Origin of the sequence: Kitasatospora sp. NPDC101176, assembly GCF_044768035.1 — a bacterium.
Classification (GTDB): domain Bacteria; phylum Actinomycetota; class Actinomycetes; order Streptomycetales; family Streptomycetaceae; genus Kitasatospora.
The window spans coordinates 12,193-28,418 of the sequence record NZ_JBIWPA010000028.1 but is presented as its reverse complement, the minus strand read 5'-3'; the positions used below and the strand labels follow the sequence as shown (position 1 = coordinate 28,418).

Annotated in this window: 10 protein-coding genes; all 10 read left to right on the top strand. The window is 73.0% G+C overall.

Features of this window, described 5'->3' with window-relative positions:
• Window positions 1–14 precede the first annotated feature (14 nt).
• The 10 genes from gatA (at window position 15) to serA (ending at window position 16,083) form a co-directional block, all read left to right on the top strand.
• The gene (gatA, locus tag ACIRS1_RS29550; RefSeq protein ID WP_402845125.1) at window positions 15–1,514 is read left to right on the top strand and encodes an Asp-tRNA(Asn)/Glu-tRNA(Gln) amidotransferase subunit GatA; all 1,500 of its coding nucleotides are present in this window, start codon (window positions 15–17) and stop codon (window positions 1,512–1,514) included.
• Entirely contained in the window at window positions 1,511–1,750 is a 240-nt protein-coding gene (locus ACIRS1_RS29545; protein ID WP_360204803.1) for a hypothetical protein, read from the top strand. Before gatA ends, ACIRS1_RS29545 begins: the two co-directional genes overlap by 4 nt.
• A 77-nt stretch (window positions 1,751–1,827) precedes the next feature.
• Entirely contained in the window at window positions 1,828–3,339 is a 1,512-nt protein-coding gene (gene gatB / locus ACIRS1_RS29540; RefSeq protein WP_360204806.1) for an Asp-tRNA(Asn)/Glu-tRNA(Gln) amidotransferase subunit GatB, read from the top strand.
• A gap of 272 nt (window positions 3,340–3,611) precedes the next feature.
• The gene (locus ACIRS1_RS29535) at window positions 3,612–3,770 is read left to right on the top strand and encodes a hypothetical protein (protein ID WP_360204809.1); all 159 of its coding nucleotides are present in this window, start codon (window positions 3,612–3,614) and stop codon (window positions 3,768–3,770) included.
• Between the two features lie 134 nt (window positions 3,771–3,904).
• Window positions 3,905–6,961 (top strand): AAA family ATPase, encoded by a 3,057-nt coding sequence (locus tag ACIRS1_RS29530; protein WP_402845059.1) that lies wholly within the window; start codon window positions 3,905–3,907, stop codon window positions 6,959–6,961.
• Window positions 6,962–7,435: 474 nt separating this feature from the next.
• Window positions 7,436–10,369 carry an EAL domain-containing protein gene (locus tag ACIRS1_RS29525; RefSeq protein ID WP_360204873.1) on the top strand — a complete coding sequence of 978 codons (2,934 nt, stop codon included), beginning with the start codon at window positions 7,436–7,438 and terminating at the stop codon, window positions 10,367–10,369.
• Between the two features lie 333 nt (window positions 10,370–10,702).
• Window positions 10,703–12,556: an acetolactate synthase large subunit gene (locus ACIRS1_RS29520; protein ID WP_360204813.1), complete on the top strand. Its 1,854-nt coding sequence runs from the start codon at window positions 10,703–10,705 to the stop codon at window positions 12,554–12,556.
• A 76-nt stretch (window positions 12,557–12,632) separates the two neighbouring features.
• Window positions 12,633–13,157, top strand: coding sequence for an acetolactate synthase small subunit (ilvN, locus tag ACIRS1_RS29515; RefSeq protein WP_030302941.1), 525 nt, complete (start codon window positions 12,633–12,635; stop codon window positions 13,155–13,157).
• A 114-nt stretch (window positions 13,158–13,271) separates the two neighbouring features.
• The gene (ilvC, locus tag ACIRS1_RS29510; protein WP_360204818.1) at window positions 13,272–14,270 is read left to right on the top strand and encodes a ketol-acid reductoisomerase; all 999 of its coding nucleotides are present in this window, start codon (window positions 13,272–13,274) and stop codon (window positions 14,268–14,270) included.
• 229 nt (window positions 14,271–14,499) lie between these two features.
• Window positions 14,500–16,083, top strand: coding sequence for a phosphoglycerate dehydrogenase (serA, locus tag ACIRS1_RS29505; protein WP_360204821.1), 1,584 nt, complete (start codon window positions 14,500–14,502; stop codon window positions 16,081–16,083).
• Window positions 16,084–16,226 lie beyond the last annotated feature (143 nt).

Sequence of the window (16,226 nt, the reverse complement as noted above, 5' to 3'; positions counted from 1 at the left end):
CCGAGATGACCGAGATGACCCCCACTCCGATCGTCAGGTGGACGGCCGCCGAGACGGCCGCCGCCATCGCCACCGGCGAGGTGTCCGCGGTCGAGGTCGCGCAGGCGCACCTGGACCGCATCGACGCCGTCGACAAGAAGGTCAACGCCTTCCTGCACGTCGACACCGAGGGTGCGCTGAGCGCGGCCCGGGCCGTCGACGAGAAGCGCGCCAGGGGCGAGGAGCTGGGACCGCTGGCCGGTGTCCCGCTCGCCCTGAAGGACGTCTTCACCACCAAGGGCGTGCCGACCACCTGCGGCTCCAAGATGCTCGAGGGCTGGATCCCGCCCTACGACGCCACGCTGACCAGCCGTCTCAAGGACGCCGGCGTCGTCATCCTCGGCAAGACCAACATGGACGAGTTCGCGATGGGCTCCTCCACCGAGAACTCGGCCTACGGCCCGACCGGCAACCCGTGGGACCTCTCCCGCATCCCCGGCGGCTCCGGCGGCGGTTCGGCCGCCGCGCTGGCCGCCTTCGAGGCCCCGCTGGCGATCGGCACCGACACCGGCGGCTCGATCCGCCAGCCGGGCGCCGTCACCGGCACCGTCGGCGTCAAGCCGACCTACGGCGCGGTGTCCCGCTACGGCCTGGTCGCCTTCTCCTCCTCGCTGGACCAGGGCGGCCCGTGCGCCCGCACCGTGCTGGACGCGGCGCTGCTGCACGAGGCCATCGCCGGGCACGACCCGCTGGACTCCACCTCGATCGACGCGCCCGTCCCGGCGGTGGTCGAGGCCGCGAGGATGCGCGACGTCCGCGGCATGCGGATCGGCGTCGTCAAGGAGTTCTCCGGCGAGGGCTACCAGTCCGGCGTGATGCAGCGCTTCGACGAGTCGGTGGAGCTGCTGCGCGAGCTGGGTGCCGAGGTCGTCGAGGTCTCCTGCCCGTCCTTCACCCTGGCGCTGCCGGCGTACTACCTGATCGCACCCAGCGAGTGCTCCTCCAACCTGGCCCGCTTCGACGCGATGCGCTACGGCCTGCGGGTCGGCGACGACGGCTCCCGCTCGGCCGAGGAGGTCACCGCGCTGACCCGCGAGGCCGGCTTCGGCGACGAGGTCAAGCGCCGCATCATCCTGGGCACCTACGCGCTGTCCTCGGGCTACTACGACGCCTACTACGGCTCGGCGCAGAAGGTCCGCACGCTCATCTCGCGCGACTTCGACGCGGCCTTCGCCGGCGTGGACGTGCTGGTCTCGCCGACCACGCCGACCACCGCCTTCCCGATCGGCGAGCGCGCCGACGACCCGATGGCGATGTACCTGGCCGACCTGTGCACGATCCCGTCGAACCTGGCGGGCAACGCGGCCATGTCGCTGCCGGTCGGCCTGGCGCCGGAGGACAATCTCCCGGTCGGCCTGCAGATCATCGCACCCGCGATGGCGGACGACCGCCTGTACCGCGTGGGCGGCGCCGTCGAGGCCGCACTCAACGACAAGTGGGGGCACCCCCTGCTGGAGGAGGCACCGGCACTGTGAGCAAGATCGAGAAGGCCAAGGGCTTCAAGCACTCGAAGCCCGGTCTGTGGCTGTCCATCGGCACCAGCGCCTTCGGCGCGATCTCCGTGGCCAAGGACGTCCGGAAGGCCCGCGAGGAGAGCGACACCCTCAAGCTGGTCAACGCCCTGGTCGGCGCCGCCGCGCTGATCACCGGCACCGCCCTGCTGGTGCGCGAGCTGCGCCGGCTGGGCTCCGACGACGTGCTGCTGGGCTGAGCTGAGCGCCCCGGCCCGGCCCCGCGCGAGTGGCGGCCGGGCCCGTACCTCCCAAGACTTTTAGTGAAGGGGACGCTGTGAGCGTCATGAACCTGGTCTCCTACGAGGACGCTCTCGCGTCGTACGACCCGGTGATGGGCCTTGAGGTCCACGTCGAGCTGGGCACCAAGACCAAGATGTTCTGCGGTTGCTCGACCGAGCTGGGTGCCGAGCCGAACAGCCAGACCTGCCCGACCTGCCTGGGCCTGCCCGGCTCGCTGCCGGTGGTCAACGCGATCGGCGTGGAGTCGGCCGTCAAGATCGGCCTGGCGCTGAACTGCGAGATCGCCGAGTGGTGCCGGTTCGCGCGGAAGAACTACTTCTACCCGGACATGCCCAAGAACTTCCAGACCTCGCAGTACGACGAGCCGATCGCCTTCAACGGTTACCTCGACGTGCAGCTGGAGGACGGTTCGACCTTCCGCGTGGAGATCGAGCGCGCCCACATGGAGGAGGACACCGGCAAGTCCAGCCACGTCGGCGGCGCCACCGGCCGCATCCACGGCGCGACCCACTCGCTGCTGGACTACAACCGGGCCGGCATCCCGCTGATCGAGATCGTCACCAAGCCGATCGTCGGCGCCGGCGAGCGCGCCCCCGAGGTCGCCCGGGCGTACGTCGCCGAGCTGCGCGAGCTGATCAAGGCACTCGGCGTCTCCGAGGCCCGGATGGACAAGGGCCAGATGCGCTGCGACGTCAACCTGTCGCTGCGCCCGAACGGCACCGAGACCTTCGGCACCCGCTCGGAGACCAAGAACGTCAACTCGCTGCGCAGCGTGGAGCGGGCGGCCCGCTTCGAGATCCAGCGGCACGCCACGGTGCTGACCGACGGCGGCACCATCGTCCAGGAGACCCGTCACTTCCACGAGGAGGACGGCAGCACCACCTCGGGCCGGATCAAGGACAACGCCGAGGACTACCGCTACTTCCCCGAGCCGGACCTGGTGCCGGTCGCGCCCGCCCGGGCGTGGGTCGAGGAGCTGCGGGCGGGCCTGCCCGAGCTGCCGCGGGTGCGCCGCGCCCGGCTGCAGGCCGAGTGGGACCTGTCCGACAAGGACATGCAGGCGGTGCTGAATGCCGGCGCCGTCGAGCCGATCCAGGAGACCATCGCCGCCGGCGCCCCGGCCGACCAGGCCCGCAAGTGGTGGATGGGCGAGCTGGCCCGCCGCGCCAACGAGACCGGGACGGAGCTCAGCGAGCAGCCGATCACCCCGGCGCAGGTCGCCCGGGTCACCGCGCTCGTCGCCGAGGGCAAGCTGAACGACAAGCTGGCCCGTCAGGTCATCGAGGCCGTGCTGGCCGGCGAGGGCGAGCCGGACGAGGTCGTCGAGAAGCGCGGCCTGGCCGTCGTCTCGGACGACTCGGCGCTCGGCGCCGCGGTCGACCAGGCCATCGCCGAGAACGAGGCGATCGCCGCCAAGATCCGCGACGGCAAGGTCGCGGCCGTCGGCGCGCTGGTCGGCGCGGTCATGAAGGCCACCCGCGGCCAGGCCGACGCCGCCCGCGTGAAGGACCTGATCCTGGAGCGCCTCGGCGTGGAAGGTCAGTAGGCACCGCCTGGAGCGCCTCGGCGTCTCCGCCAAGAGGACCCTAGGGACTTCCTAAGGCATCTAAGGCGTCTAAGGCCCCCTAAGTAGGGTCTAAGGCCCGGTTTCACCTCCGAATCGGAGTGAGGCCGGGCCTTTGCCGTGTTCCGGGGGCCCGTCTAAGGCATCCGGGGCCCGGAAGATCGGTCAGGCTTCCGATGTGGCGCCCCCCGCTGGGGGAGGAAGCTCTTACTCGACAGCGAAACGCAGTGCGAAACCCGAAGTGGGGAACCGAAGTGATCGAGTACGAGCTCATCCAGCAGCAGGGCCTCGAGCTTGCCGCCCGCGCCGAGCACCAGCGCCTGGTACGCGAGGCCAAGGAGGCGCGCCGTCTGCGGCAGCGTCCGGTGGCCGCCCGCTTCCAGCGGCGCGCCGTGCGCCAGCGCGAATGCTGACGGACCGGCACCACGTCGGTGCCGAAGGGATTCCGGAGGGGGAGGCGCCGCAGACGAGCGCCTCCCCCTCCGGGCTTTCGGCGGGCGGGATATCCCCTCGGCCCGCCGGGTCCGGCTATGGCATGCTCGCCTCCATGCAGCAGATATCGGTGAGTCCCGTCTTCGTCGGTCGCGGCAGCGAGATCACCGAACTGACCGTCGCCCTGCGCAGGGCCGGCACCGGCAGCCCGCAGGCCGTCCTGATCGGCGGCGAGGCAGGCGTCGGCAAGACCAGGCTGCTGGAGGAGTTCCTGCAGCGGGCCGCGGACGGCGGGGCGCTCACCACGCTCGGCAGCTGTCTGGAGGTCGGGGCCGAAGGCCTGCCCTACGCCCCGCTGGCCACCGCGCTGCGCCGGCTGCACCGTGCGCTGGGCGCCGAGTTGGAGGCCGCGGCGGCCGGCAGCGAGGGCCACCTGGCGCGGCTGCTGCCCGAGTTCGGCGAGGCCGACGGCGAACCCAACGACGAGTACGGCCGGGCCCGGCTGTTCGAGCACACCGCGAGGCTGTTCGAGCGGCTCGGCGCGGAGCGTACCCTCGTGCTCGCCGTCGAGGACCTGCACTGGTCCGACCGTTCCACCCGCGAGCTGCTCGCCTTCCTGGTCCGCACGCTGCACCGGTCCCGGGTCCTGCTGATCGCCACCTACCGCACCGACGACCTGCACCGCCGGCACCCGCTGCGGCCCTTCCTCGCCGAGCTGGAACGGCTGCGCACCGTCCAGCGCCTGGAGCTGGCCCGGTTCGGCCGCCGCGAGGTCGCCGCCCAGCTGGCCGGCATCCTCGGCACCGCCGTCCCCGACCGGCAACTGGTGGACCGCATCCACCGCCGCTCCGAGGGGAACCCGTTCTTCGTCGAGGAGTTGGCCACCGCCTTCGAGGACGGCTGCGGCGCCGGGCTCACCGACTCGCTGCGGGACATCCTGCTGGTCCGGGTGGAGACCCTGGACGAGGAGGCCCAGCGGGTGGTGCGGATCGCCGCCGAGGGCGGCTCGCACGTCGAACACGCCCTGCTGGCCGCCGTCCTGGACGACGACGAGGAGGCGCTGATCGAGGCGCTGCGGGCGGCCGTCGGGGCCAACATCCTGCGCCCGGACGGCGACGGCGAGGGCTACCGCTTCCGGCACGCGCTGGTCCGCGAGGCGGTCTCGGACGACCTGCTGCCGGGCGAGCGGCACCGGATCAACCGGAAGTTCGCGCTCGCCGTCGAGGCGCAGCGGCACCTGGTCTCCTGCGACGCGCTGCCGGCCCGGCTGGCCAACTACTGGTACCACGCGCACGACCCGGCGAAGGCGCTGCCCACCGCGCTGGACGCGGCCCGGGCCGCCCGCCGCCGCAACGCCTTCGCCGAGCAGCTGGGCATGCTGGAGCGGGCGCTGGAGCTGTGGGACATGGTCTCCGAGGACGTGCTGGCGCACACCCTGCGCCCGTACGACTGGGCCGAGACGTACCCGCCCGGCTCCTGCGACCACGGGGCCGCAGACCCGGAGTGCGACCGGATCCAGCTGATCGACGTGCTGGCCGAGGCGGTGGTCGCGGCCCGGCGCTGCGGTGACCGCGAGCGCGGCCTGAGCCTGGCCAAGCGCGGGCTGCGGCTGGTCGACGAGTCGGTGCACCCGGTGCGCGCGGCCTGGTTCCGGATCAACCGGGCCCGGATGCTGGGCAACCTGCGCCGCTCCGGCGACGACGAGGAGATCCTGCACGCGCACCGGCTGGTCGAGCACCTGCCGCCGTCCGCCGTCCAGGCCGAGGTGTTCGCGCTCGGTGCCGGGGTGGCGATGCTCAAGAAGCCCGGCCCCGAGCACATCGAGCTCGCCCGGCGGGCGATCCGGATCGCCGAGGAGGTCGGCGCGCACTCGGTCGAGGTGCACGCCCGGATGACGCTCGGCGGCCTGCGCTACGACGTCGAGGGCGACGCCGAGGGCGGGCTGGCCGAGCTGGCCGGCGCGGTCGAGCGGGCCCGCCTGCTGGGCGTGCCCGACCTGCTGCTGCGCGGCATCAACAACCTGGCCAGTCTGCAGCGCGGGCTGGGCCGGTCCGAGGAGGCGGTGGCTCTGGCCCGCGAGGGCCTGGACTACGCGGACGGCAGCGGGCTGCTGCGCAACATCGGCACCATCCTGACCGGCAACCTGGCCGAGGCGCTCACCGACCTGGGCCGGGTGAAGGAGGCCGACGAGGTGCTGTCGGCCTGCGAGCTGACCAGCCTGAGCGGCACCCACGCCGAGTTCCTGGACCGGATGCGCGGCGAGCTCGCCCTGCTGCGCGGGGACCTTGCCGGGGCGGCGACCATGCTGGCGCAGGCCCGGGCGGCCAACCGGGTCGGCCAGCTGCAGCACAGCGTGCCGATCAGCCGGCTGGCGGTGCGGGTCGCCGCGCTCGGCGGGCGGCCGCTGGAGGCCCGGGCCGAACTGCTCGCGGCGCTGGCCGAGGACGCCCGGCCCGGGTACGAGTCCGACGTCTACCCGCTGCTGGTGGAGGCCGCCGCCGTGGAGGCGGACAGCCGGGGCCTGCCGGAGGCCGGGCCCGGCCGGGCCGGGGTGCTGGCCGCGATCGCCGCCGCAGCGGCCCGGTTGCGCCCGCGGGCACCGCTGCACGACGGCTGGGCGCTGCTGCTGGCGGGTGAGCTGGCCCGTGCGGAGGGCGCCGACACCCCGGAGCACTGGGCGGCCGCGGTCGCCGTGCTGCGGCCGACCGGTCTGCCGTACCCGCTCGCGGCGGCCCTGCTGCGGGCCGGCGAGGCGGAGGTGCAGGCCGGGCGGCGCGAGGCCGGGGCCGAACTGCTGCGCGAGGCGCGGGAGCTGGCGGCGGCCCGGGGGGACCGCCCGCTGCTGGCGGAGATCACCGGGCTGGCCGACAGGGCCGGGCTGGCGCTGGCGCCGGCCGCGGCCGGGGGAGTGGCCCCGGCGGCATCGGTGGCGGTGCCCGTGCCCGGGGAGTCCTTCGGGCTCACCCCCCGTGAGCGGGACGTGCTCCGGTTGCTCGCGCGCGGCTGGACGAACCGGCAGATCGCCGAGGAGCTGTACATATCTCCGAAGACCGCGAGCGTGCACGTGTCCAACATCCTGGGCAAGCTCGCGGTCGGCGGCCGGGGCGAGGCGGCCGCGCTGGCGCACCGGCTGCGGTTGTTCCCGGACGACCTGACCCCGGCCGGCCGCTGATCCACGCCCGGCCGCCGGGCCCCCGACCGCCGCGGTCCGGGTGGTCCGGCGGCCGGGCGCCGCCACGTGCTCCCGTGCGCGCCGCGTGAGCCCCTCCCCGCGCGCCGCCGCCAACCGGGCCGATCCGCCGGATTAAGGTGCTTTACCCCTCCTCCTCGCCATTACTCTAAGTTGAGTGTGCGTGTCATTGAGTGACGGATTTGGTGTAGGGTCCCGACTGGGAACATCGGTGCGGTGCGGCGGCCGGAAGGCCGCCCGCCCCCTGGGCCACCGTCCTGACGGGGCGCCAGGCCGCCGCGTACGGCCGAGAGGTGCGCGGCCGGTGGCCCGTGGCCGGGGCGCCAGGCCCCGCGCCGGAGGGGGAGAGGCCGAGTGAGCTCCACCGATACGGTGCTGCCCGGAGCCGGACGGTCGGGCGCGCCGCCCGCCGACGCATCCGGCACCGACCCGGCCGGACCGGCCCGCAGCCGCCCGCTGCGCCGGCTCCGGGAGAGCCGGGCGCTGCCCGGGCTCGCCCTCGGCGCGCTCTGCCTGGCCTACGCCCTGGGCGCGGCGGCCGGCTGGGGATCCCGCCAAGTCTCCAACTTCATGGGGGACTTCGGACTGGCCGCGGCGGCCCTCGCGGCCGCGCTGTCCTGTCTCGTGTACGGCTGCACCGTCGGCGGGCACGCCCGCCCGGCCTGGCTGCTGTTCGGCCTCTCCTCGCTGATGGTCGCCTTCGGCAACGGCACCTGGGGCTGGTACGAACTGGTCGCCGGGACGGACCTGCCGAAGGACTCGCTCGCCGAGTACGCCTTCCTGATGTTCGCCCCGCTCGCCATCACCGGGCTCCTGGTGCTCGCCCAGCGCCCGCGCTCCGCCGCCGGCTGGCTCTGCCTGCTGCTCGACGGCTGGTTGATCGCCGGCTCGCTGTTCACCCTCAGCTGGAGCCTGGCGCTCGGCCGGATCGCCGCCGGCGAGGACGGCTCGCCGCTTCGCCTGGCGCTCAACCTCGCCTACCCGGTGCTGGACATCCTGCTGGTCAGCCTGGTGGTCGGGCTGCGCTTCGGCGGCCGGGACGGCAACCGGGCCGCGGTGCACACCGCGATGGTGGCGCTCGCCGTCACCGTGCTGTGCGACGCCCTGTTCACCTCCCCGGAGCTGCGCAGCACCTACCACTCGGGCGGACTGCTGGACGCCGGCTGGTTCTCCGGCAGCCTGCTGCTGGCCTGGGCGCCGTGGTCGCAGCGCTGGCGTCGTCCGCTGCGCGAGCACCCCTCGGCCGGCGGCCCGCCGCGCCGCCGGGTGGCCACCACCTTCAGCGCGCTGACCCCGTACGCGGCCGCCGCGGTCTGCACCGCCGGGATCCTCTACAACGCCCTCGGCGGGCGGCAGTTGGACCGGGTGGTGGCCGCGGCCGCCTGCACCGTGGGGCTGGCGCTCATCCTGCGCCAGGGGGTGATGCTGCTGGACAACCTGTCGCTCGCCCAGGAGCTCGGCCACAAGGAGGCGCACTTCCGCTCCCTGGTGCAGGGCTCCAGCGACGTCATCATGATCGCCGGCGCCAACGGGGTGCTCTCCTACGTCTCCCCGGCCGCGCTCGGCGTCTACGGCCGGGACCCGGAGGAGCTGGTCGGCGGCAACCTGCTGGACCTGGTCCACCCCGAGGACGTCGACCGGGTGCTCGCCGAGGTCCGCCGCTACCTGGCGCGGGTCCGGCTCACCGCCCACCGCTGCCCGGGCACCGCCGAGCCGTCCGCCCGGGTGGAGTGCCGGATCAGCTCCGGCGGCGGCGAGTGGCTGCACGTCGAGTCGACGGTCAGCCGGCACCGCGACGGCCTGATCCTCAACAGCCGGGACGTCACCGAACGGGTCATGCTCCAGGCGCAGTTGCAGCACAACGCCTTCCACGACCCGCTGACCGACCTGCCCAACCGGGCGCTGTTCGCGCAGCGGCTGCGGGCCGCCCTGGCCGCCCGCGGGCAGCAGGGCGAGGCCGGCGCCGGGGTCGCGGTGCTCTTCCTCGACCTGGACGGCTTCAAGGCCGTCAACGACACGGCCGGCCACCAGGTCGGCGACGAGCTGCTGGTGCAGGCCGCCCGCCGCCTCCAGGGGGCCGTCCGCTGTGGGGACACCGTGGCCAGGTTCGGCGGCGACGAGTTCGCCGCCCTGGTCTGCGGCCCGCTCGGCCGCCTCCAGGTCCAGGAGCTCGCCGAGCGGCTGCGGGTCGCGCTCTCGGCACCGTACTGGATCGGCGGCGCCGAACTCGGGGTCGCCGCCAGCATCGGCATCGCCTTCGGCACCCCCGAGCGGGGCCCGGCCGCCGACCCGAAGGCCGCCACCGACGAGCTGATGCGCAACGCCGACCTCGCGATGTACCGGGCCAAGTCCGAGGGCAAGGGGCGCGTGGTGCTCTACGCCCCCGCCATGCGGGCCGACCTGGAGCGCCGCACCGAGTTGGAGGAGCGGCTGCGGGTCGCCGTCCGGGAGGGCGGCTTCACCCTGCTCCACCAGCCCGTGGTGGACCTCGCCAGCGGTGCGGTGACCGGGGTCGAGGCGCAGGCCCGCTGGCGTTCGGCGGGCGGCCTGCTGCTCACCCCGGCCGAGTTCCTGCGCTCGGCGGAGTACGGCGACGCGGCCACCCGGTTCTCCCGCTGGCTGGTCCAGGAGGCCGTGACGGCCGCCGCGGCCCGGCGCGGGGGGCCGGGCCGCAGCCGCACCGGGCCGGCCTGCGTCCCGGTGGCCGTCCGGCTCTCCACCGAGCGGCTCTGCTCACCCGGCCTGTACGAGACGGTGGCCGCGGCCCTGCGCGACAGCCGGCTGCCGGCCGGGGAGCTGGTGATCGAGGTGGCCCGGATGGGCCCGGACCCGCTCGCCGACGAGCTGGGCCGACGGCTGGCCGCGCTCCGCCGCCTCGGGGTCACCACCGTGCTGGCCGGCTACGGCGCCGGCAGCGGCTCGCTCGGGGCGCTGGCCCGGCTGCCCCTGGACGGTCTCAAGCTGGACCGCTCGCTGGTCCGGGACCTCGGCGAGTCCGCACTCAGCCGCACCCTCGCCGGGCACGCCCTGCGGCTCGGCCGCGACCTCGGGCTGGTCACCGCCGCGGAGGGGGTGGACCTGCCCCGGCAGGTCGCCGCGCTGCAGGAGCTGGGCTGCCGGCAGGGCCAGGGCTCGGCTTTCGCGCCCCCGCTGGACGAGACCCGGCTGCGCCGGGCGCTGGTGCGCCGCGGCTACCCGCTGCCGAGACCGCTGGGCTCGGTCTCGGCCCGGCGGGCGTACCTGGCCGCGGACACCCGTCCGGGTGTCCGCGGGGAGGGCGGTGCCGGGCGGGTCGCGCACCGCCACGGGGCCCCCGACCTGCCCGAACACCGCGCGGTGACCGGCCCGGGCTCCGGCTCGCATGGTGAGACGGCGATCCCACCTGCTTGACATGCGCCCCCGTGCAGGAGGAGGGTCGTTGCCATGCGCACCCGAATTCTCGTACTTGGCGGGCGCGTCGGCTGAGCGGGCTCGTACGCCCTGCTCGTGACAGACCGACGCGCCACCCCTCGCATGCCCTGGGCACGAGGGGTTTTTTGTTGCACTGACGCTGTTCCACCACCGCAAAACCCTGGCCCCAAACGCTCCGGACCACCCCGATCCACCGGGGAGCGCGGGACGATTGAGGCAGAGCCGGCGATCGGCCCGGAACCGGGACCCCACCCTCGTACCACCGGGGCCCGCAGCCACCGGGCCGGCAAAAACCCGAGAAGAGACAGGCAGATGACCGAGCACGCCGCATCCCCCCGCCGCGGGGACAACCCGGCCGCCCACGCTCCCGCTCCCCAGCACGTCGTCGAGACCATGACCGGCGCCCAGTCGCTCATCCGCTCGCTGGAGGCCGTGGGCGCGGACACCGTCTTCGGCATCCCGGGCGGGGCCATCCTTCCCGCGTACGACCCGCTGATGGACTCCGCCAAGGTGCGCCACATCCTGGTCCGGCACGAGCAGGGTGCCGGGCACGCCGCCACCGGATACGCCCAGGCCACCGGCCGGGTCGGGGTCTGCATGGCGACCTCCGGCCCCGGGGCGACCAACCTGGTGACCCCGATCGCCGACGCCTACATGGACTCGGTGCCCGTCGTCGCGATCACCGGCCAGGTCGCCTCCAAGGCGATCGGCACCGACGCCTTCCAGGAGGCGGACATCTGCGGCATCACGATGCCGATCACCAAGCACAACTACCTGGTCACCGACCCGGCCGAGATCCCCCGGGTGATCGCCGAGGCGTTCCACATCGCCGCCACCGGCCGCCCCGGGCCGGTCCTGGTCGACATCGCGAAGGACGCGCTGCAGGCCACCACCACCTTCCGCTGGCCGGTCGAGACCTCGCTGCCCGGCTACCGCCCGGTCACCAAGCCGCACGCCAAGCAGATCCGCGAGGCCGCGAAGATGCTGGTGAGCGCCAAGCGCCCGGTGCTGTACGTCGGCGGCGGCGTCATCAAGGCGCAGGCCACCGCCGAGCTGCGGATCCTCGCCGAGCTGACCGGCGCCCCCGTGGTCACCACCCTGATGGCCCTCGGCGCCTTCCCCGACAGCCACCCGCAGCACCTCGGCATGCCCGGCATGCACGGCACCGTCCCGGCGGTCACGGCGCTGCAGAAGGCCGACCTGCTGTTCACCCTCGGCGCCCGCTTCGACGATCGCGTCACCGGCAAGCTGGACAGCTTCGCCCCGTACGCCAAGGTCGTCCACGCGGACATCGACCCGGCCGAGATCGGCAAGAACCGCCCGGCCGACGTGCCGATCGTCGGCGACGCCCGCGAGGTGCTGGCCGACCTGATCGTGGCCGTCCAGGCCGAGTTCGACGCCGGCCACAAGGGCGACTACGCCGAGTGGTGGGAGAAGCTCGACGAGTGGAAGAAGACCTACCCGCTGGGCTACGAGGAGGCCCCCGGCGGCCAGCTCTCCCCGCAGCAGGTCATCGAGCGGATCGGCCGACTGGTCGGCCCGGACGCGATCTACGCGGCGGGCGTCGGCCAGCACCAGATGTGGAGCTCGCAGTTCATCCGGTTCGAGAAGCCGGGCACCTGGCTGAACTCGGGCGGCGCGGGGACCATGGGCTACGCCGTCCCGGCGGCGATGGGCGCCAAGGCCGGCCGGCCGGAGGCCACGGTCTGGGCCATCGACGGCGACGGCTGCTTCCAGATGACCAACCAGGAGCTGGTCACCTGCGCCCTGAACGGCATCCCGATCAAGGTCGCGGTCATCAACAACGGCTCGCTCGGCATGGTCCGCCAGTGGCAGACGCTGTTCTACAACCAGCGCTACTCCAACACCGTGCTGCACTCCGGCCCCGACCACGACGGCATCGAGCCGCCGGCCCAGGGCACCCGGATCCCGGACTTCGTCCTGCTGTCCGAGGCGATGGGGTGCGTCGGTCTGCGCTGCGAGCGCCCCGAGGACCTGGACGCGGTGATCAAGCAGGCGATGGAGATCAACGACCGCCCGGTCGTCATCGACTTCATCGTCCACCAGGACGCCATGGTCTGGCCGATGGTCGCGGCGGGCACCAGCAACGACGAGATCCAGTTCGCCAAGGGCGTGAGGCCCGACTTCGGCGACGACCTCGACTGAGCCCGCCCCGCCACCCGACCCCACCCTTCGTTCGTCCGGCTACGCCGGGCCCCTCTGGGAACGACTGAGGAACCCCATGTCCAAGCACACCCTCTCCGTCCTGGTCGAGAACAAGCCAGGCGTGCTCGCCCGCATCGCCGCGCTGTTCTCCCGTCGGGGCTTCAACATCGACTCCCTCGCCGTCGGCCCGACCGAGCACCCGGACGTGTCCCGGATGACCATCGTGGTCAACGTCGAGGACCTCCCGCTGGAACAGGTCACCAAGCAGCTCAACAAGCTCGTGAACGTGATAAAGATCGTCGAGCTCGACCAGTCCGCTGCGATCCAGCGGGAACTGGTCCTGGTGAAGGTCCGCGCCGACAACGAGACCCGGTCGCAGATCGTCGAGATCGTCCAGCTGTTCCGTGCCAAGACCGTCGACGTGTCCCCCGACGCGGTGACCATCGAGGCCACCGGCAGCTCGGACAAGCTGGAGGCCATGCTCCGGATGCTGGAGCCGTACGGCATCAAGGAGTTGGTCCAGTCCGGCCTGGTCGCCATCGGGCGCGGCGCCCGTTCGATCACGGACCGCTCGCTGCGCGCCCTCGACCGCAGCGCCTGAAACCCCCGAGACGCGGGCCGTCTCACCAGCTGAAGCGCAACCCCACACCCCCGCCGGTGCGCCTACCGTAGGTAGTGCGCACCCGGCAACCACCACGCAAGGAGATGTGCCCCCGTGGCCGAGCTGTTCTACGAAGACGACGCCGACCTGTCCATCATCCAGGGCCGCAAGGTCGCGGTCATCGGCTACGGGAGCCAGGGCCACGCCCACGCGCTGTCCCTGCGCGACTCCGGCGCCGACGTCCGCGTCGGCCTGAAGCCCGAGTCCAAGTCCCGCGCCAAGGCGGAGGAGGCCGGCCTGCGCGTCGTCACCCCGGCCGAGGCCGCTGCCGAGGCCGACGTCATCATGATCCTGGTGCCGGACCCGATCCAGGCCGACGTCTACGAGGCGGACATCGCCCCGCACCTGAAGTCCGGCGACGCCCTGTTCTTCGGCCACGGCCTGAACATCCGCTTCGGCTTCATCAAGCCCCCGGCGGACGTCGACGTCTGCATGGTCGCCCCGAAGGGCCCGGGCCACCTGGTCCGCCGCCAGTACGAGGAGGGCCGCGGCGTCCCCGCGATCGTCGCCGTCGAGCAGGACGCCTCGGGCAACGCCTTCGCCCTCGCGCTGTCCTACGCCAAGGGCCTGGGCGCCACCAAGGCCGGCGTCATCAAGACCACCTTCACCGAGGAGACCGAGACCGACCTGTTCGGTGAGCAGGCCGTCCTCTGCGGTGGCACCGCCGCCCTGGTGAAGGCCGGGTTCGAGACCCTGGTCGAGGCCGGCTACCAGCCGGAGATCGCCTACTTCGAGTGCCTGCACGAGCTGAAGCTCATCGTCGACCTGATGTACGAGGGCGGCCTGGAGAAGATGCGCTGGTCGGTCTCCGAGACCGCCGAGTGGGGCGACTACGTCACCGGCCCGCGGATCATCACCGCCGACACCAAGGCCGAGATGAAGAAGGTCCTCGCCGAGATCCAGGACGGCACCTTCGCCAACACCTGGATCGCCGAGTACAAGGCCGGTCTGCCCAAGTACAACGAGTACAAGAAGGCCGACGAGGACCACCTGCTGGAGACCACCGGCAAGAAGCTGCGCTCGCTGATGAGCTGGGTCAACGAGAAGGCCTGACCCCGCGCGGGAGTCCGCTCCCGTTCCGCAACTCCCTTGTACAAGTAGGCTGCTCCCGTCCGGGTGATTTCGCCGGACGGGAGCAGCCTGGTACCCAGCCCGTCGATACACTTCCGAGTGCGCGTCAGGCCCACAGCGTCGTGCGTCTACCTACGCGGCATGCCACCTTCCCCCCGCCTCCACGCCACCTCCGTGCCGGGGAGAACCGGACAGTTAAGGACACACTGTCGTGAGCAAATCCGTCGTTCTGATCGCCGAAGAGCTGTCGCCCGCCACCGTCGACGCCCTCGGTCCCGACTTCGAGATCCGCCACTGCAACGGTGCCGACCGCACCGAGCTGCTCACCGCGATCGCCGACGTCGACGCGATCCTGATCCGCTCCGCGACGAAGGTCGACGCCGAGGCGCTGGCCGCCGCCCGCAAGCTCAAGGTGGTCGCCCGGGCCGGCGTCGGCCTGGACAACGTGGACGTCTCCGCCGCCACCAAGGCCGGCGTGATGGTCGTCAACGCGCCGACCTCCAACATCGTCACCGCCGCCGAGCTCGCCTGCGGCCTGCTGATCTCCGTCGCCCGCAACATCGCCCCGGCCAACGCCGCGCTGAAGCAGGGCGAGTGGAAGCGCAACAAGTACACCGGCGTCGAGCTGAGCGAGAAGACCCTCGGCGTGGTCGGCCTCGGCCGGATCGGCGTCCTGGTCGCGCAGCGGATGTCGGCCTTCGGCATGAAGATCGTCGCGTACGACCCCTACATCCAGGCCGCCCGCGCCGCCCAGATGGGCGTCAAGCTGGTCACCCTCGAGGAGCTGCTCGAGGTCTCGGACTTCATCACCGTCCACCTCCCCAAGACCCCCGAGACGATCGGCCTGATCGGCGACGAGGCGCTGCACAAGGTCAAGCCGACCGTGCGCATCGTCAACGCCGCCCGCGGCGGCATCGTCGACGAGGAGGCGCTCGCCAGCGCCCTGCGCGACGGCCGGGTGGCCGGCGCCGGCCTGGACGTGTACGCCAAGGAGCCGTGCACCGACTCCCCGCTGTTCGCCTTCGACAACGTGGTCGCCACCCCGCACCTGGGCGCCTCCACCGACGAGGCCCAGGAGAAGGCCGGCATCGCCGTCGCCAAGTCGGTGCGCCTCGCGCTCGCTGGCGAGCTGGTACCGGACGCCGTCAACGTCCAGGGCGGCGTGATCGCCGAGGACGTGCGCCCGGGCCTGCCGCTCGCCGAGAAGCTCGGCCGGATCTTCACCGCGCTGGCCGGCGAGGTGGCCGTCCGGCTCGACGTCGAGGTCCGCGGCGAGATCACCCAGCACGACGTCAAGGTGCTCGAACTGTCGGCGCTGAAGGGCGTGTTCGAGGACGTGGTGGCGGAGACGGTGTCCTACGTCAACGCCCCGCTGTTCGCCCAGGAGCGCGGCGTCGAGGTCCGCCTGACCACCTCCAGCGAGAGCCCTGAGCACCGCAACGTGATCACCGTCCGCGGCACGCTCGCGAACGGCGAGGAGATCGCCATCTCCGGCACGCTGGCGGGCCCGAAGCAGACCCAGAAGATCGTCGGCGTGGACGCCTTCGACGTGGACGTCGCGCTCACCGACCACATGGCGTTCTTCAAGTACGAGGACCGCCCGGGCGTGGTCGGCGTGCTCGGCCGCCACCTCGGCGACGCCGGCGTGAACATCGCCGGCATGCAGGTGGCGCGGGACGGCGGCGGCGCGCTCGCCTCCATCACCGTGGACAGCCAGATCCCGCAGGACGTGCTGTCGGCGATCGCCGCCGAGATCGGCGCCCGCTTCGCCCGCTCGGTCGACCTGGGCGCCTGAGCCCGAAGGCCCACGGGGCCCGGGCCCCCCGTGGGCCGGGGGGCCGGGCCCCCGGGGGTGGGATGGGGTGTTGACAAAACCCCCCCCCCGGGCGGCGAACGGGGGGTTTTTGGACACCCCCGGGGTGTGGGCCGGCGGACATA

Bases quoted from the DNA above. Each gene is read 5' to 3' on its own strand.
- ilvN (WP_030302941.1), top strand. From the start codon at position 12,633: ATGTCCAAGCACACCCTCTCCGTCCTGGTCGAGAACAAGCCAGGCGTG.
- ACIRS1_RS29520 (WP_360204813.1), top strand. From the start codon at position 10,703: ATGACCGAGCACGCCGCATCCCCCCGCCGCGGGGACAACCCGGCCGCC.
- ACIRS1_RS29530 (WP_402845059.1), top strand. From the start codon at position 3,905: ATGCAGCAGATATCGGTGAGTCCCGTCTTCGTCGGTCGCGGCAGCGAG.
- gatA (WP_402845125.1), top strand. From the start codon at position 15: ATGACCCCCACTCCGATCGTCAGGTGGACGGCCGCCGAGACGGCCGCC.